This is a genomic window from Clostridium perfringens (assembly GCF_016027375.1).
Classification (GTDB): domain Bacteria; phylum Bacillota; class Clostridia; order Clostridiales; family Clostridiaceae; genus Sarcina; species Sarcina perfringens.
The window spans coordinates 2,439,788-2,458,626 of sequence record NZ_CP065681.1; the positions used below are offsets into that span (position 1 = coordinate 2,439,788).

Genomic DNA, 18,839 nt, shown 5'->3' on the forward strand with positions numbered 1-18,839 from the left:
AATAATCTTATGAGTTAAGTTATAAAAAATAGATAGACCTTAAAATGTGATCTACCTATTTTTCTTTTATTTTTTAATTTATAATGTACTAAAACTATGAAGATAAATTAATATTAGTCTATTTCCCTACAACTTAAAACCCAGCAGTTAAGCAGTCTAACAGTTTGATATGTCTTTTTGATTTCATATTTGGTTCCATCAATCATGGCAATTACAGGTGAATTTCTTTTAATAAACTCAAAGGCCAAGCCATCTTTTCCACAGTATTTTGCAACTTCTAGGCAAATATCCTCATCTGTTTTAGGTTCAACATCCAAATCAATTAAAAAGCCTTTTTTAAACATAAATTCTAATCCCCCTTAATAAAGTTAATTTTTAAGTTTATTATATTGGATAAAGTAATTTTAAAATTAACTATTTTGCACCATTTGAAAGTAGCTAGTACATGTGCTATTTTAAATTAGCTATTTTATTATAAATACAATTTCAAATTAACTGTTTTACACTATTTAAAAGTAGCTATTTTCTATGATATATAGTTATTATAAGTAGTTCACTACTCTTTTCATTAAACATTTATGAATTCTGTTATATATACTATATAATTATTATCCATATTTTTCAATATATTGAGAATTTTAAATAAAGTTAATGCTTTAATTTATTCTTTTGCCACTTAAAAAGGTAGAATCATTTTTAAAACCCACTACACTTTAAACTTTAAGTTAATAATTTACAACTTAAAACAGTAGAATCATTTTCAAAAATCCATCACGCTTTATGCCTTAATTTACTGCCTTACAGCTTAAAATCCAACGATTAAGGAATCTTCCATTTTCATATTTCTTTGTAATTTCATAATTATTATCCTTAATTTTAGCAATTACAGGTGAGGTTTTTTTAATAAAATCAAAAGGCAAATTATTCTCCCCACAATACCTTTCAACTTCTAAACAAATATCTTCATCAGTTTTTGGCATATCATCTAAATCAATAAAAAAACACTTTCTAGCCATAGTCTCTACTCCCTAAAAATTTATTTTTCTCTTTTTTCCTAAAAAGATTTTTCTTATAAAAAAATTTACTTCATTTATTCAAATATATATAAATACCCATAGATTTTATTCCTTCATATCCTATAATTTTCTGTAAAAGTATTTTTACTTGAATGTATTTTTTAACTTTAAAATATATTTGCTTTAAGAGATTTTTACTTGAAAGCATTTTTTCACTTGAAATACTTTTTTTTACCTTAGATTTTTGGGATTTAGACTGTTTTTTACTTGGTAATATTTTTACCTAGGTTAGATTTTCGCTTTAATTAATTATCACTTAATAAAACTTTTAGCTGGCTTTTACTTGGATTGATTTCTTCTAAAAAAGTGATATGCTCTCTAGTTCCCTTTTAAGGAACTTTTTCACTATATCTTTTGATTTTAGTATGTTTACACCTTAGAATATACTTTTCCTTTAAGATATGCTCACTTAATAACCCCTTTGACTTAAGGAGATTTTACTTTATAGGAAGAGGTACCTTAGAGATACTTTTTGATTTATAGATTTTTCTTAGATGGATGTTTTTTCACTTTATATTAAAAAGATTTGCAATAAGGTTTTTACTGCAAATCTTTTATGGATGTCAATTTAATTTATATTTACTTCTTTTGTCAACTTAATTTATCTTTACTTCTTTTATGGATGTAAGTTTAATTTATTCTTACTTCTTCATTGGTTTTCTTGTTTATTAGATATATTTTTACATTGTCCTTATTTACTTCATTTGGATTATAGAAGATTTTTCCCATGTAGAACTGGTCATACTGGGAGTTTGCATTGTAACTTGGGTCTATATTACTGTATCTTTTTATTACCTGCTCATAAAATCCAACCCATTTTTCTAAGTCATAAATTGCATTTATATTTTCCCCTTCAACTCTAAGGGCATATTTATTTTCTATTTCTTTACCTTTTTCCTCACTTATATTTCCTACAAATATAGGTATACAGCTTCCAAAGTCAAAGTCTCCTATGCTTAAAACTTCAAAATCAATATCATCTAGTTTAAAAGTCTTTTTAATCTCCTTGTAGTTTTCCTTATCTGGATAAACTACTCCATCAACTTTTATAGTTGTATCTACCCTTTTTTCCTCAAAGAGATTTTTACTACTTCCCTTTTCTCTAGCACTTACTAAAAAATCAAAATTATTAACATATTTATCATAGTCTTTTCTAGCTACAATTATTCCAACATTAACAATTCTCATCTTATTATTCTCTACTTTTCTTAAAATATCGTGGGCTGATACAAAATATGCTGTGTCTGGAAAGCTTGGACTACCTGTAATGTGAAAATCATCCTCTTCTATAGGAGAATTATCCTTTGTAGAAATAGTGTAATCAAAGAGAATGTAGTGATTTACTACCTTAGGCTTTTTTATTTCTATATTATAATTATCAAATTCTGTATTGTAAGGGAATTGTGCCTCCACCACTTTTGGCTCTTCATTGATTTTTATCTCTAACCTCTTTACCAATACTTTAAGCCCTAAAAATATAAGAATTAAATTTAAAATTGTACCGAAAAAAATGATACTTAGAAAAAGTCTTTTTCTTTTTTTCATTCTCTATTCCTTTCAAATATATTGTATTTTTTAATTTAAGATATTTTAATAATTATAGCATAAAATACCTTTTTAAACTTTATTCTTATATTACACTTAACACAATTTAAGTATCTTATCTTAATCTTTTTCTCAGTTAAAAATTTTATTTTAGGCTCTGTTTTAAATAGTGGTTGATATATGATAATTTTACAAAAATAGGTTATTATATGTATATAATCAATTTTTAGGAGGTATCACTATGAGCAAAGCAGTCTAACATCATTATTGGCATAAGCAAAAGCCTTATCAGGGAAAGTACAACAAGAACTATTGACTCAATTAGAATTTAATTGTTTTTCTATAAGAAAATCAGCAGAAGAAGTAGAAATTAATATTGCAACTTCTTTTTACTGGCCACATAAGATACTTAATTGTATCAGTAAGTTTCTTGGTGTAGGTTCTGTTGATGGTGTGGTTGAAGCAGATGAAGTTTTCTTTGCTTATTATTATAAGGGAACTAAACCTGTGAATATGCCAAGACCTTCTCGTAAGAGAGGTAAGCAATTCAAAAAGCGAGGTATTAGCAAAGATAAAGTTTTGAACAATCGTATTAAATTATTAATTAATAAGGAGGGATATATGCATAAAGTTACAGATATATTTATTAGTTTTATATTATTTATTTGGGGTACTTTAAATTGGATATATGCAACAAGAATTACTATTGATATAAACGCATTCTCTTCATTAAAAGAAGTAATAATTTATATTATAGTAACAATTTTATATCTAATTATTCAAGTTCTTTATATTAATAAAAGTAAGATTCATATTCTTAATATTTTATTATTAAGCTTACCAACAATAATTTGGTTTATTATTTTAAAAAATTCATTGAGCATTGATGGATTTTTTAAATATGATGGAATAGCTTATACATTTGGATTCTTTGTTATGATTGTTGTATTATTTTATAATTTTCATAAAATAGTTCTTAAATATAATGTTCACTCTTAATATATTGCGATTTAAAATAAAAATCCACTAGCTTAGCTGGTGGTATTTCCTTAGCCCTATAAGGGCATACTACCTGCGTTGCATCTTAAGACGCTTAAATTTTAGTCCGCCAGCCGCATACTTCTTTACATGCTACCCTTAAAAGGGTCCATATATTCTTTTAAACTTATTTGATCAGCTATCATATCTTCTTGTTCTTGATTTCTTATATAGTCTTCAATTGCCTTCTTATTTTTTCCGACAGTATCAACGTAAAATCCCCTACACCAGAAATGTCTATTTCCATATTTATATTTTTAATTTGCAAATTTCTCAAAAATCATAAGACTACTTTTACCTTTTAGAACCCCAACGAAACTTGAAACACTCATTTTAGGTGGTATTTCAACAAGCATGTGTATGTGGTCTACGCAAGCGTGCGCTTCGACTATCCTAACCCCTTTCCATTCACAAAGCTGCCTTAATATCTTACCTATTTCTTGTTTTTTCTCTCCATATATTTCTTTCCTTCTGTGTTTTGGTGCAAAAACTATATGATATTTACAATTCCATTTTGTATGTGCTAAACTGTTTGTATCCATTTAAAACCCTCCTTTTGTTATGAAAATTGGCTGCGAACCTATTTTCATTTTAACAAAAGGAGGTTTTTTCTTACATCGCTAAAGCTCTTCTGAACACACTCGCATAGCGAGTGGTTTTCATTACACAAAAAAAGTTACTTAACTTTATTAAAGATTATCGTTAAGTAACTTTATGTTCTTCATATTTCTATATATTCAATTATATAAATTTAGTAAAAGCATTAATTAATTATGCTATGATATTTAACTGTAACATCAATGTTTAATCATATTTATTTAAGCCCCTAAATAACAACATTTTTTTCATTTAATTACATATTGTGTATTTCTTTAATTAAGGCTCTGCACTCAACTTGTAAATTTTCCATTTCATTGCATAAAATACTTCGATTAGAACGAGTTTTTCTTATCTCTCTGATATTATTGTCAATCTCCTGAATAGAATTATCCAAAGAATTATAAATATTCTCTCTTATGAATTCTCTTCCATAATCCTCTAATTCGCTTGCCGCTGAATTAAACTGACTTCTTATATTCTGACGATTCTTTCTTAAATCTTCTCTTATTTTTTCTTCATCTTTATCAGATTTTATTTGCATAAATACAGATAAGCCAACTCCAACAATAGCTAATGCTTGACCAGCAATAGCTACACCTTTAGTTATCTTAATTGCTTGCCAAGGTTTGAATTTATAACCTATACTATGACCTGCCTTTATTACAATATTGTGAATAGAACTTCCAGAAAAATTAGTAAGTTTCATTCCGCCCTTACTTCCTAACTTATAAGCATTTTTCACAACTTTATTTCCATTCTTTTGTGCTTCATTACCCGCCTTAACTAGAATTCTTTTTATGTTATCTGGTAATCCATCGAACTTACCATCTAATCTTAATTTTAACTCTTTTGAGAATTTTGAATTTTCTATAGAGTCAATTTCTTGTCCTATTTCATTCAAACGAACTTCAAGTTTTTCCATAGCTTCTTGCTGACACTTTTCTATAGTTTCATTAGCATAACATATTGACTTTTTAAACTCTGATTCAATATCTTCTTTTTTACACCCCTCAACTAATAAATTAGCTGAACTTACTCCCAAATCTCTTATTTTTGATACTGAAGATGTAAAAATACCACTTATTTCTTCTTGTAATCTATTTCTTGATTCTGATAAAACATATCTTTGTTGTATAAAATTTTCTTCTAAAGCATTAATATCATTATCAGAAGATTTAGGCTCAAGTAGCTGAATAGCTTTCTGAAGCCCATCATCCATTTTATATAACTTTGTTGTAAGCTTTGATGCTAAACTCTTTTTCTTTACAAAATAATTTAATGTTTCAATAAAATCTGTATAACCGCTACGACTAAATAATTCATCTGCTAATTCAATATCTTCATCTCTTTCCTCTAAACTATCTAAATAAGATTCTGCATCTAAAAAGCAAAGATTTAACTCTTCTGGTGTATATGGTTCAATGACTTTTCTGAGATCTTCTCTTATTACACTTTGTTGTACAAGGGTATTTCCCTCAGATGATCTTTCCATTTTGTTTACAACAAGAATCATTTCTCCTGCCTTGTCCTTATCAATGGCAAGCTTTCTAAAGTGCTGTGCAAGATGAGAATCAAATAATTCATTAGTTACTACAAAAACTAGCATATCAGCTGATGCAATTGCATCATAAGATATTTCATCATGATCTGGCCTTAACTGTGTGTGTATTCCTGGTGTATCTACAATCTCTAATCCATTCCATTCATATATATGTGCCTTTTGTGTTGTTATACCTGCACCAACAGTAATATCTTCTCTACCTGTCAACATTCTTATAATTGATGATTTTCCAGCGCTATATTGTCCTGTAAAAACTAACTTAATAGTATTCTTCTTATCTTCTTCAATATTATATTCAATATTAGCATTTATAAATTTCTGCTTTATTCTCTCTTCTATATTTTTTATCTTCTTAGAATATTCTTCAAATTTAAACATAAATCTTATCTCCTATCATTTTGTAATCAATATTTCTGAAAGCTGTTGTGCTAATTTTACTCGGTTAAGAACATCTGGTGTAGTATTTTCTAATGGTATGTGAGCTATCCCTATATTTTCTTCAATGTTAATATCGCGTCTATTAATTGTCTTTCCTATAATCCTAGAGATTAACACTTTCTTATTCTCATCATAAAAAACATATCTTATTTTTTCAGACATCAATAAATATAAATTTTTTGATATATCATCAGGAAATCTCTTTCCATCATCTAACATTATAAGTGTAGAAACACCAGGTATCCTAGCTACAGAATTAATGTGAAATTCTAATCCTTGAGCACCAATTAAATGAATTGCCTCAGTTACAATCTGTATATTTAACTGAACAAGATTACTATTAATTTTCCATGCAAGTTCCTTTTGAGTATCAGCTAGTCTAAAAATTACTGAATTAATTCTATCTAATTCTTTTGTTAATAATACTATTCTTTTATTAACAAGCTTATCAAGATTAGCAAGCATCTCCTTTTGTAAAGAATCACAAATGTTTTCTACATTTTTATTTAAATTATTTTCAAGTTTTATACGAGCTTCATTTTCTTTTTTATCTCTACTTTTAAACAAAAATGATCCAACTATTCCAATTATTGATGCCCCCAATGCTGCCCAACCTAATGGCGTGAATAAAGTTGCTCCTGCAAGAAATGCTATTCCCGCACCAATTGACAATCCACCCCCTAAGATAGTTGTTGTCCAATCCCATAACCTTTTCTTATCTATTATTTTATTCATTTTCAATGAACTATCAGATGCAATATATGATGAAAACTTTAATTCATTTTCTATTTCTCTAGATAATTCTTTAATTCTATCATTACATTGAGTCTCTAAATTATCTAATAAATCTTTACACTTTGTATCTATTCTTTTTTCTTTAAGTATCTTATTCCAAGCTTTGTCAGCATGTTCATCAGAAAAATGTTCTTCTGCAAAAAGTGCAATTTCAGATTTCAACTGACTATTTATGTTTTTAATAAGTGATTTAATTTGTTGTCTAGAATCACGATAAAATTTATCTTTCCAATTTTCAAGATTCCTTTTCTTACTCAAAATAGTTCTACCTTGTGTACTGTTTATTAGACTTTGGTTTAATAAAGTATCTATTGAATTCATCATTGGATTAGAAATAAGATCAATAAAAGTCTTTATTCTATAAAATTGTCCTTTATTTATTACCTGTTCAACGATTTTCTTTTTCAAATATGATATCTGACTAATTTCGTATAAGCCATGAGATTTTTCTTTGTCATCTATATGTTGAGATAAAAATGCAGCCTTTAAATGTACATATACAAAAGGGATATAACCCCATTCTTGTCCCATCTGCTTTGAGTATGATAAAAATTGATCCTTTATTGAGTCTAATCTTTCTCTATCAAATCTCTTACTTATATCTCTCATCATTAATTTAATGCTTTTATTTTCAGATACAGTAGCTTTCACATTCATTATACATATAATTGGTTTACCAAGACTTACAATTCTCGCAAAACATTCTGCTTCTATTGCTTGTGGTGCATCATCTGTTATCAAAAATAAAATTAAATCAGCTGACTTTGCTGCTTCAAAAGCGATTTCTTCGTCTTCTTGTCCTTCAAAGGCACCAATCCCAGGAACATCTGTAATTTCAAGATTATTCCACCTATATTTTCTAACATCTCTTGTTGTTCGTTGAGCCCCTAAACCTATAGATTTTCCTTCACCATTAGTTAAAATCTCCATTAAAGTAGATTTTCCTGCCATGGTTCTACCAAACAATGTAATAGAAAAATCTGAAAGATTTTTCCTGTTTTTTTCTAAGTCATTACTTAACTTTTTAGACAATGAATCAAATGATATTTTAATATCATTCAGCTGAGTTTCAAGAGATTTTGTTGCATCTGAAATACAACAATTTGTCTTATTAAAATCATTTTTTGTATCTTCAATTTGTTTTTTTGCATTATTTAAAGTTTTATTTAAAAGTTTCTCATGCTTTGAAGCTATGTCATATCCATTTGATGCACTTTTTTTACATTTCTTAAGTACGTCTTCTAAATCAAACTTCTCTAATTTCTCATGTTCCAAAACTTAATCTCTCCTTTTTATATAAGTCAACTCTAATCATAATCAATAACTTAATAAGAAATAAGTCTCTTCACCAAATTATTAATTAATCATTCAGTTCTAAATTTAAATAGCATAGGCAATATATTTAAATATTCTGTGTTAATCAGCTGTAATATTTCTTTATGTGTAATTATATCTAAATATATGAAAATATTAAAATTTATTTATATACTCATTAAGCAACTTAATGATTGATGATTCAACATCTTTAATTTCATCTTTTTTATGGTTATTCCATTCTCTCCATTCATCAGTTTTAGCCGCCATAATTTGTATTTTCAAACTTTGATTTTTAAAAATACTACGCCAATTAGCAAGTTTTGCCATAGGGTCTAAATTACTAAATTTAGAATTCTGACTTGCAGATATAATGCCTAAATTACCAAAAGAGTGTAGTAAATCATTATCCATCTTGCGACTTTCATCATTTTCTTCCTTATTTTGTGGATACCAATGCTCAATTGATCTTCTATATTTAAAAGAAAATTTTTCAAAATTAATGCCTGGATAATCCTTCTTTAATATTAAACGGTTTTTCCATAAAACATAATCAGTAAAGTTAAATGCGTATACAGGAACTTCTTTATCACATCTCAATTTTACTGGGTCTATAATTTCACCACTACAGAATCTTTCCTTAGCATAAGTTATGCTCAAGTCTTCTAAAAATTTCATGAATTCACTACCAAATTTTGAAGAACTTAATTTACTTGCATTTTCAAATAAAAATTTCAATATTGTATATACCCATTTTGTATCTTTATTCGCAGTAAAAGTAATAGCAAACATTGATTGCAACATTAAAATTTCTCTATTATTTGTTTCAAAGGAATTCTTATCATATCTAGTCTGAACATATAAATGCCCTCTTTGTTTATCATTCTTATCCACCCGATATGCTTTTTGTAAGAACCATTCCCCTTCAACTCTTGTCCTATTAGTTTCAAGTGAATTACGTATTATCAAATTATCAAAAATAAATTTCAACTTCAATAGATTTTCCCCAAATTTTAAAATCCACTCCTTATTCCTAGTGCTTACAGCAAAGTTTCTGTTAAGTTTCTTATCATCTAACTGAATTTCATTAGGTTTCTTATTATCAGTTAAATATAGCACGTAATATAAAAAGGTATTAAAATTAATAATACATCTATATTTAATAGGCTCATCCGTTTCATTCTCTTTACCACTTTTATTATCATCAGATGTACAATTCTCGCTTTCTAAAACATCTAAAAGTGATTTTTTATTTTCATCAGCTACAGTCATTGAATCATAAATATCATTAAATTTAAATTCATATTTCCATGTTTTTTTTCCTGTCTCATATTCATTACATTTATTTAAAAATATCCTCTCACGTTCATCATCAATATCTGAAGATTTAGTTTTCTTTTTAAAGAAGCTAATTACAGGAGTTTCAAAATCTGAACAAGCATCCCAAATTTTTGCAAACTTTCGAATTACGGTAAGGTCAGTATTCTCAACTAATAACTTTTGCATTAATTCAGCTTTTATAATTTCATGAAATTCTAACTGCTCACCTCTTGAGTTAAATCTTTCAAAATATAAATTCAAATCTAAATCAATAGGCATAATACTTAGAAAGATTTTAACTTTATTGAATAAATATTTATAAAAATCCATCATTGTAATATCTGAATACTCTTCATCATTCATAACATAAGCACTAAGAGCATTTCTAGCATTTTCGTATCCTCTACTTAGTTCGTCATTATCAATATTATCCTTACATTCAAATAAGTTTTTTAAAGTTATATCTGAACGTTTTCTTGCAGAAAACTTCAAATTAATTTTATTGATATATTTTAAATTTGCACTATCTCTATAATTATTTTGAATAGCAAGACTTATTAAAAGTAATGCTGTAAATCTTTGTTGCCCATCAATAATAGAATATTCTCCATTATCTTCACTAACAACAAGAGTTCCTATATGGTATTCTTCTCTTCTAGATTTTATAGAATCAAGTACATCAATTATGAGCTGACTAATTTCATCATATGTCCAAGCGAAATTTCTTTGATACAAAGGAATTGAATATTTATTATTATTCATAAGCTCAAATATTGAAAGTGGTTTTCCCATTTAATTATTTCCTCCCTGATCATTTAATCTTGAGATAATATCATTTGAAGTATAGTTTTGAAATAAATCAGTATTAATCTTTGATATGAAATCATTTGGTGTAGTTGATGAAGCTAATAAATGAAACAGTTTTTGAGCAGGCTTTTTCAAAAACTTTTCACCTGCTGCATAATTTGCCTGCATTGAATCACCAATATATTTTGCCATGACACGTGGATAAAAAGCCCAAACAAAAATTTTCTCATTTATCTCCCTAGTGAGAGCCTCACTACCAAATCTATCTTGAAACAGAGCTATCAAATTAATAAATAAATTAATATTTCTTGAATACTTTCCAACCTTACTTGTAACAAAAGAATATATCTCATCTGATAAATAATTACGAGTAATATTTTCTTCGTAAAAATTTTTATTGAATAATTCATAAGAATACTCAATATATTTAAAAAAGGCCTCCCCATTAATTATGGGCATACATAGCGAATTAGGAAAATCAATTCCATGTTCTTTTAACTCTTCATATAATTTTAAGTAGGGATAGGATTTTTTATTTAAATCAACGCCTTTAAAATCGTCAATGTAATTTGCAGTAAATTTCAGTTCACTAGTATTGCTATTTTTCCTCTTTGTTAAACCTGTTTCTCCATTTGCCCAGCGTCTAACCCTAAACAAGTGTTTATCAAACAATTGTTCTAGATTTAACAAACCATTATATGCCTCTATATCATTATACTTTTCCCATTTTTCCACAGTAGTTTCATCTGCCAAGCTCCCTATAGCTCTCAAATGATAAGCCTTTAAAAGATCATGAGCCTCTAATTTCTTACCACGATTGTTTTGCGAATCAAATAATTGAAAGGCCTCTGCAAGTTTATCTTCTGGCATTTCAATAACAGATACTTTACATTTATTTAAAATATAATAGCTTAATTCATACAACTCACTATCTGATATAAGATTACACAAACTACTCCATTCATTGTAATTTTCTTTTGCATGATTTTGTGATATACCTGAATATTTTCGCGATAATAGATTTTTTGCACCAACTGGTAGTGAATCTTTATTAACTAACAACAAGAATAAAACTATAGAGATTAATCGTTGTTGACCATCAACAATATCTAATTCTTTTTCGCTTTTATTATGTAAGATTACTGTTCCTATTCTATAATCACTAGTATTTCTATTAATTGCTTCTCTTATATCATAATATAAATTTCTAATATGCTTTCTTTCCCATTTATATGGTCGTTGATAATTGGGTATATTCAATCCTTTTCGAGATAGTATCTCTAAAATAGATCTAACTTCAAACTTGATGTTACTCATCTTATACCTCCAGAAACAAAACATGTTTTATTTTATTTAAACCCTCTTTGTAAACTCCACATACAAACTCTCTGGAACCTTATTATGTAGTTCTATATGAACTTTTATTGGTTTCTCTCCTTCATACTTTACTACATCTCCTTTTCCTATATAGATATAAGGCTGTACTTTTCTGTCTATCTCCTTATATTTTCTAACAAAAAGGTGCAGGTTAATTCCTCTTTCCTTATTGAATATTATGTTTTTTCCTCTTTCAGATGTTTGTGCTGTACTGTTTGGTGTTTCCCATTGGAACAAGCTTCTACTTAGGAATTCATCTTTATAGTTAATGCTTTCCTTTATATCTTCATCCTTATTTAGGTCCACAAAAAGGAAGTATTCCTTTCCATTTGCCAGTAGTCCACTTCCTCTAAAGGAACTGTGTATCTTTTCATAATTAGATAGAAGTGCTGCATCCACCATTTGATATTGCTCATATAGCTTAAAAAATGGAACTCCAAAGTTTTCACTACCAAATCTCTTCTCATAGGTTATAAGTCCATAGTTTAACAAGTCCACTATGATTTCCTTATACCTTTTATCTGCCAATATCTTTTCAAAGCTTATTAGTTTTACTAATCTCTCTCCAATTAAATCAAATAATTTAATACAATTACTCTTTTCCCTTGAATCATAATAATCTTGGTTTAGTGTTCTAAAGGCATGTTTAACTGTTTCTTCATCTACAGATTGAATATACTTTCTTATTCCCTTTGAAGCTTCATCTACATTTAACTCACTTTTATTTATTAATTCCTTGATTATAGAAAATTCATGAGGTCTTTTTAGAGGTAATTTATCTGATAATTCCTTTAACACCTTATAAAAATTCTCATCTAAAAGCTCTTTAGCCTCATAAGTCTTTTCAACCTTATTAAGAAATCCCTGATATGTCTTTCCATAATTAATAAACTTAAGGGGATCTGGTGCTCCATCAAACTTAACATAGTCCATTAACTGATAAGGAATCTTTCCACCTAAAAGAGATTTAAACTCATTATATTCTTCCTTTAAATACTTTAAGCTATTAAAATTCTCTGTGTTAAGCTGATTTAATATTCTCTCCTTAGAAATTCTATCCATCTGAATATTAGAGCATCCTGGAATATCAGAAAAATCTGTAGTAACTGAAACCTTTAAACTATCCTTATCATAGTATCTTCCACCCTTTAAGGCTAAAGCTATTAAAAAGGCTTTGTTATGATTTCCTATAAAATCTAAAACAGTTAAGAATTCTTTACTCCTATGCTTTCTTAATCCTCTTCCAAGCTGTTGTATAAATATAATTGGTGAATTAGTTGGTCTAAGCATTAAGACCTGATTAATTGAAGGAATATCAACCCCCTCATTAAATATATCCACTGTAAATATAACCTTTAATTCATGATTTTCATTTTCAAGATTTTTTATTTCCTCTGTTCTCTTGTCTATGGAGTGATCCCCAGTTAAAGCTATGCTAGGAATACCAGCCTCATTAAATTTACAAGCCATATAATAGGCATGTTCCTTATTTATGCAAAATCCCACTGTTTTTTGCTTACTTCCATCAAAACCATAAAAATTCATCTTATCTATATTGAACTATCTTTGGCATAAAGCCACAAAGATTCTTTTAGCGTAGTTTGATATTTAAGTTTCCACTTGTATTAACAAGCCACCCTTATACGCTTGGGAGAGTCCAATTTCCCATTATCCCTCACTAATTTAATTAAATCGGGAATACATTTTTCTGACTTTCTAAGTATATTTAGACTTCCATTTATATCTGAATTTATAAGTCCATAACTACTTAGGAATAGACCTCTAACTATTCTTCTTGATTTATCACAATTCTGTTTTGTAATAGGTTCTAAATCTAATGCACTACAACCACTTGTATAACTTTCTTCTTGAAATTTAACTTCTATACCCTGTAATTTAGCTTTATAACATATTAGCTCTGCTAAACTTTGTATTGGAACTTGAACAAAAGTTTTATTAAAATCCATATTTTGCTTTATACCTTTTAGTTTTCCTATTACTATTTTACCTACATTATTCTCAATAGCTTTGTTAATTATAGCTTTAGAAACTTTATGCATATAGTCATTAATATAGTTATTTCTGTATCTTCTTATTTTGTTAATTCTTTTGGTATTTTTGAATTTATCTGAACCATATTTAAACATTTCTATTGATTGTAAATGTGCTATTTGTTTATTTGTATAAGAATTAACTGACTTAAGCTTTTTACCACAAAAGATATATTGATTTATTCCATATTTAAACGTTAGAGTTGCTAAATTATCTAATCCCAAATCAATACTCGCTACATTAGTTTTATGATTTTCTAACTCTTCTTTATTGTAAATTACAATTAAATCCCAACATTTTTGAACTTTGTCATAGTTAAATCTTGCTTGTTGTAAGCTATTCCAATTTATAATGTCTTGAAGTTTTTTAGAAACCTCAAAATTAAGACTTTCCACATTAAATAATGACTTTATAGCTTTTGATAATGATAATTTTAATAGTCCATTATCATATCTTATAGCAAGATTTGTAAATATAATTTCATTCTTATTCTTATCAACATTCTTAAATTTTGGTGGTCTTGGTTTTGCTTTATATTTGCTTGGATTTATTCCAAAGTCTTTAATACTCGCAAAATAAGACTTCCAATTTTGCTCTAATACTTTAAACATTTGTTGTCTTGTATGACTATGTAAGAAATCACAATGCCAGTTTGACTTATATTCCTTTTCAATATCATAATAAGTTTTTTTTACACCCTTTTCTCTCAAATCATAGTTAATAATATTGTATAACTTAGTTGTATGATAAGATAGTTCTTCAATTATTTTTAACTGCTTATGGCTTATATTCGGTTTAAATTTAAAACTTAATTTCATTTATTTCACCTCCTTACATAATTATCTATATATTTATTATAACTTTATATTGATATATATATACCCGAATCTTTGTTGCACACCTGCTTATATCATATGAAATGATAGAAGAACGTAAAGAGAAAAGTGTATACGATATATCTAAAAATTCACCTTTGGATTTGTTTTTGATTAAATTAAACTCTTAAAATATATATACTAAAAATAAAAACTCTTTATCCTAAGTGATGCTTTAAGATAAAGAGTTTTTTGTGTAGTTTTATTAAACGTATTTTATTTATTTTTACTATCAAAATTATCAATAAATCTAAATACTATTTCTTCTATATCTTCATATTCTAGTGCATCTAATAATTTTACTGCACCAATTCTATTTATTTCAACAAATAAAGGTCTATGAATATCTCTATTTATCATAATATTATCTCTAAATTTCTCTTCATATTTACATACTGCTTTAATTATATTCTTGACTATATCTCGATTTCTAGAAAATGATCTTGTTAATAATGACTCTCCAAAATCTTTTTCATGCAAAAATAATTTCTCAGTTAAATAAAATTTATTATCATAATTCTCATCATAAGTAGTATAGGCAAACCACCAAAGTCTAGATATTCCATTTCTAACCAATCTTCTATCTTTAGATTCATAATGCAAAAAATATCTACTTTTTATTCTATTTATTTGTTTATCATTACTATTATCTTCACCTATAGGCCAACGTTTATTCATATAATCCCAAAATACACTATGAGTTAGATATATCCAAATTTGTGGTTCTGTCGCTTGTTGGATTGTTATATTTTTAAAAGCATTATATACTCTTTTGCAGTTTTCAAGTTCATCCATATTATTATCAGAAGGTATTAACTCTAAATCTTCAAATTCAATGTCAGTATAACCTTTAAAATCACTTTCAAAAAAATCTTCTAACCAGGCTTTACTTCTAAAATAATTCCCAGCAAAAAAATTTTTAGTTATGTTATCTTTTAAAAATTCACAACTATCATGCTTCAAAAAGTTTAATTGCATTTTATTTATCCCCCAATTTTATATATTCAATGGACTTGTCCACTATTTCTTCTAATATTTTATTAACAACATTGCTTATACAAATCTCATTATTTAAATCTAAATTCAACCTTAATAATAAGCTTTTTAAAGATTCAGCCCAATACTCATCTTCATATTTCTCTTCATCAAATTTTATTTCAGTTAAAATTTCCGTTAATACTGGTGCTATAAACATACTTCCTAATATACATTCAGCTCCACTCCCAATATTAATCTTAAATTCATTAAAATAATCTTTATATATTTTAATATCTATAAACTTATCATTAGCTTCCCACGATAACATTTCATCTTTTTTTTCTGATATTTTAAAATTAAAAATAGATCTTGCCTTTTTTACTCCAATTTGATTTTTATTTACATTTATCTTTTGTTGATTTGTGACCGCTAAAATATCACCTTTATCAATTTTAAAATGTATATTTTCAAAATATTTATTAAACTCTTCACTATAAAAATCTTCTATCTTTTCATTTGCAATAACAAATAATACTACTTCAACACAATCATCAACTAGACTTGAGTCAATCTCTAATTCTTTTATATTTTCTTGAAAAATGTATTTTTTTCTAAACCTACTTCTTATACATTCTATATGTAACATATAACTAGCTTTTTTTTCATTAATCAACTTCTTCAAAGTTTTAGATCGTAAATCACTTCTAACCCTAAGCTGTATAATTTCACCATTTTTTTCAAGTGTTATATTTTGATAAAACCTACATTTCTTATAATCATCATTAAAAAATGTTAATACTGGATGTGGGTAATCTCTATCTTTTATCTTCATATCCTTTAACCTCCAATGAACATTTGTTAATTACATCTAATTTAACCTTTAATCTAACCAATTTATTTTTCTTAAAAATTAAAGGACCAATTATAGAACCATTAAACATTATATCCTCTTCACTTTCTATGTATTTTGCCCCAATTATAGTAGCCTTTTCTGCTCTACAATCTTCACCAATAATTTTAACTTCAATCTTAGATTCACAATCATTAGAAGTTTCTATAAAAACTATATATTCATTTACATTACCACTAGAAAAAACTCTACTTTTCTTTATATTTATTTTATTATTATATTTTTTCGACTCTACTTTTTCTTCTTGAATAAACTTTGCGCTTTGCTTATCTATATTTCCTGAAGCCAAATTTTTCTCTTTAATTCCAGTAGATAATCTACTTTCTTCATAAACATCATTATCTCCGCTAGAATAATTAGTTATATTACCATGTTTTAGTGGATCACGAACTTTACCTTGCAGTTCATCTTTTCCTTGAATCCAATTTCCAACTATTGCTCCCTCTTCATTAAAACCTTCGTCTAAATTACTATTCCCTTTTATATTTCCTTTATATTTTACATCATCCAAATTATTCGACTTTTTGCTAGTAATCTTCTTTTCAGACTTTTTCTTTATTTTATTTTCTAATAAAACCAAATCACTTAATATTTTGTTTATACTCTCAGTATCATTAGATGCTTTATCATTTTCAAAATTACTAGGTAATTGTTTTGCAAGTAAGCTAAAATTAAAACTACTTTCGTTGTTCTCACCAATAACATCTTTTATACTCTTTTTAATAAAATCATCTATCTTTTTCATAATTACTTTATTGTATTTTAAATTCCCACTTTTCCCTAAAATAATATCGTCATGGGAAACATTCTCAAGTGATTTTATAAACTTATTTAATCTATTACCATTTAATTTCAATACTCCAATAAAAGATTTTTGAAATCTAAATCCTTTGTCTATTATCTTCATTCCATTGCTTCTCACATATGCAATTTTCTTATCTAACTCTTCTCCTACTAATAAATAGAGTTTAACACTCCCTAATTCTTCTATTTCCTCATTAAAAACTTTCCCTAATTTTAAAACTTCATTATAACTAATTGTTAATCTATCTTTTTTATAATCAAAATATTTATCTATAATTTCTTCAATAGTATCTTTATTAATATTAACATCTTCTATTTCTACTTCTAAATTTCCATTTAAAATTGCAACAAAATAGTTATCAATAGTAGCTTTTATAAAATCTATTTTCCAATCTTCATTTTCATTAAAACCCAACACAAACAGGCTAGTTCCAACTTTATTTCTAATAAAAGTATTATCAAAAATATTAAGTTCTTCGCCTATAAAAGGTCTAAAATTAATATTTTCTCCATTTTCTTCTTCTATTGCTAAATAACCTACTCCTTGTCTATCTATACCATCACTAGTATGACTAGCCCATCTTGATACTCCTTGTAAAGCTAAAACATTTTCATCATCAAGACTTGAATAAATTATTGTTCTAAGCTTAGAACATAGAAAAGGTGCGTTCTTCCCTATTCCAAAAGAACCACCTGCTTCATCACTTTTATTACTTAATCCTGATGTTCCAACTAAATTCTTAAAATCACTTTTTTCTCTACTATTAGCACCCTTTAATCCAGTTGTATTATAATCTGAAATTTCTAAAACGTATATTTCTTCATTATCAAGAATTTTTAGTGCATCTTCAATTATATTTTGAGCTTTTTCACTTTCATCAGATTTTTTGCAACTTTCTAAAGTATTTTTCATACCTTTTATATCAGGTATACTTTTATTATTTAATTTTAATAATTTAAATGAAACTTTTACAGGTAAATTATTATACTTATCTTTTGCATCTAAGGAATTTTGTATGACTTCTTTTACAAGATGCCCATTAGGATTTTTAGAAAAATTCTCCATACCAGAATTATTTATTCCTGTAAATTCACCTCCATATAGATACGGATATATATATTTAACCAAGTTTTTCCCACTTGTTGTATAAGTTTGTTTATTTTTCATAAATTCAAACCTCCTTTTATTTACACTATAAATTCTTACCTTTTAATTATATACCATATAAATTTTTATAAATAAAATAATTTTTATTTTTTCTATAAACAAAAATACTCCCTTTAAAGTAGGTTTTAACAGTTCTTTTTTATACTGTCTACTTTAAAGGAAGCAGTTCAAGGAGAAATCT

Annotated in this window: 11 protein-coding genes and 3 pseudogenes; 1 reads left to right on the forward strand and 13 read right to left on the reverse strand. The window is 26.9% G+C overall.

What is annotated here, in order from left to right; genetic code table 11:
- Window positions 1-113 precede the first annotated feature (113 nt).
- The 3 genes from I6G60_RS11520 to I6G60_RS11530 all read right to left on the reverse strand — a co-directional run bounded on the left by I6G60_RS11520 (window position 114) and on the right by I6G60_RS11530 (window position 2,534).
- Window positions 114-344 carry a DUF4318 domain-containing protein gene (locus I6G60_RS11520; protein WP_049040182.1) on the reverse strand — a complete coding sequence of 77 codons (231 nt, stop codon included), beginning with the start codon at window positions 342-344 and terminating at the stop codon, window positions 114-116.
- Window positions 345-785: 441 nt separating this feature from the next.
- A complete protein-coding gene (locus tag I6G60_RS11525) occupies window positions 786-1,016 on the reverse strand; it encodes a DUF4318 domain-containing protein (protein WP_060794979.1) in 231 nt (76 codons plus the stop codon).
- 690 nt (window positions 1,017-1,706) lie between these two features.
- The gene (locus I6G60_RS11530) at window positions 1,707-2,534 is read right to left on the reverse strand and encodes a hypothetical protein (RefSeq protein ID WP_004457112.1); all 828 of its coding nucleotides are present in this window, start codon (window positions 2,532-2,534) and stop codon (window positions 1,707-1,709) included.
- Between the two features lie 423 nt (window positions 2,535-2,957).
- Between I6G60_RS11530 and I6G60_RS11535 the strand changes: the two are divergent.
- A pseudogene (locus tag I6G60_RS11535) lies at window positions 2,958-3,239 on the forward strand (IS1595 family transposase); the annotation flags it as partial.
- 506 nt (window positions 3,240-3,745) lie between these two features.
- Here the strand turns inward: I6G60_RS11535 and tnpA are convergent.
- The 10 genes and pseudogenes from tnpA to I6G60_RS11590 form a co-directional block, all read right to left on the reverse strand.
- Window positions 3,746-4,201, reverse strand: a pseudogene (gene tnpA / locus I6G60_RS11545) (IS200/IS605 family transposase).
- A gap of 311 nt (window positions 4,202-4,512) precedes the next feature.
- Window positions 4,513-6,198, reverse strand: coding sequence for a GTPase (locus tag I6G60_RS11550; RefSeq protein ID WP_078233513.1), 1,686 nt, complete (start codon window positions 6,196-6,198; stop codon window positions 4,513-4,515).
- 15 nt (window positions 6,199-6,213) lie between these two features.
- On the reverse strand, window positions 6,214-8,328 hold the full coding sequence (locus tag I6G60_RS11555) for a GTPase (RefSeq protein WP_197925359.1): 2,115 nt from the start codon (window positions 8,326-8,328) through the stop codon (window positions 6,214-6,216).
- Between the two features lie 195 nt (window positions 8,329-8,523).
- Entirely contained in the window at window positions 8,524-10,479 is a 1,956-nt protein-coding gene (locus I6G60_RS11560) for a DUF262 domain-containing protein (RefSeq protein ID WP_197925361.1), read from the reverse strand.
- Complete coding sequence (locus tag I6G60_RS11565; RefSeq protein ID WP_197925362.1) at window positions 10,480-11,811, reverse strand: DUF262 domain-containing protein; 1,332 nt, start codon at window positions 11,809-11,811, stop codon at window positions 10,480-10,482.
- 36 nt (window positions 11,812-11,847) lie between these two features.
- Window positions 11,848-13,431 (reverse strand): annotated as a pseudogene (locus I6G60_RS11570) (DUF3427 domain-containing protein); the annotation flags it as partial.
- A gap of 65 nt (window positions 13,432-13,496) precedes the next feature.
- Window positions 13,497-14,741, reverse strand: a complete 1,245-nt coding sequence (locus tag I6G60_RS11575) for an RNA-guided endonuclease InsQ/TnpB family protein (protein WP_164802869.1) — start codon at window positions 14,739-14,741, stop codon at window positions 13,497-13,499.
- Between the two features lie 273 nt (window positions 14,742-15,014).
- Window positions 15,015-15,776 (reverse strand): DUF6339 family protein, encoded by a 762-nt coding sequence (locus I6G60_RS11580; protein ID WP_197925364.1) that lies wholly within the window; start codon window positions 15,774-15,776, stop codon window positions 15,015-15,017.
- Window position 15,777: 1 nt separating this feature from the next.
- On the reverse strand, window positions 15,778-16,608 hold the full coding sequence (locus I6G60_RS11585) for a hypothetical protein (RefSeq protein WP_197925366.1): 831 nt from the start codon (window positions 16,606-16,608) through the stop codon (window positions 15,778-15,780).
- Window positions 16,592-18,658, reverse strand: a complete 2,067-nt coding sequence (locus I6G60_RS11590; RefSeq protein WP_197925368.1) for a hypothetical protein — start codon at window positions 18,656-18,658, stop codon at window positions 16,592-16,594. The genes I6G60_RS11585 and I6G60_RS11590 overlap by 17 nt, the downstream gene beginning before the upstream one ends.
- Window positions 18,659-18,839 lie beyond the last annotated feature (181 nt).

What these genes read in the sequence shown, in the direction of transcription:
- I6G60_RS11580 (WP_197925364.1), bottom strand. Translation starts at nt 15,776, where the DNA reads ATGCAATTAAACTTTTTGAAGCATGATAGTTGTGAATTTTTAAAAGAT.
- I6G60_RS11575 (WP_164802869.1), bottom strand. Translation starts at nt 14,741, where the DNA reads ATGAAATTAAGTTTTAAATTTAAACCGAATATAAGCCATAAGCAGTTA.
- I6G60_RS11565 (WP_197925362.1), bottom strand. Translation starts at nt 11,811, where the DNA reads ATGAGTAACATCAAGTTTGAAGTTAGATCTATTTTAGAGATACTATCT.
- I6G60_RS11525 (WP_060794979.1), bottom strand. Translation starts at nt 1,016, where the DNA reads ATGGCTAGAAAGTGTTTTTTTATTGATTTAGATGATATGCCAAAAACT.
- I6G60_RS11585 (WP_197925366.1), bottom strand. Translation starts at nt 16,608, where the DNA reads ATGAAGATAAAAGATAGAGATTACCCACATCCAGTATTAACATTTTTT.
- I6G60_RS11520 (WP_049040182.1), bottom strand. Translation starts at nt 344, where the DNA reads ATGTTTAAAAAAGGCTTTTTAATTGATTTGGATGTTGAACCTAAAACA.
- I6G60_RS11550 (WP_078233513.1), bottom strand. Translation starts at nt 6,198, where the DNA reads ATGTTTAAATTTGAAGAATATTCTAAGAAGATAAAAAATATAGAAGAG.
- I6G60_RS11590 (WP_197925368.1), bottom strand. Translation starts at nt 18,658, where the DNA reads ATGAAAAATAAACAAACTTATACAACAAGTGGGAAAAACTTGGTTAAA.
- I6G60_RS11560 (WP_197925361.1), bottom strand. Translation starts at nt 10,479, where the DNA reads ATGGGAAAACCACTTTCAATATTTGAGCTTATGAATAATAATAAATAT.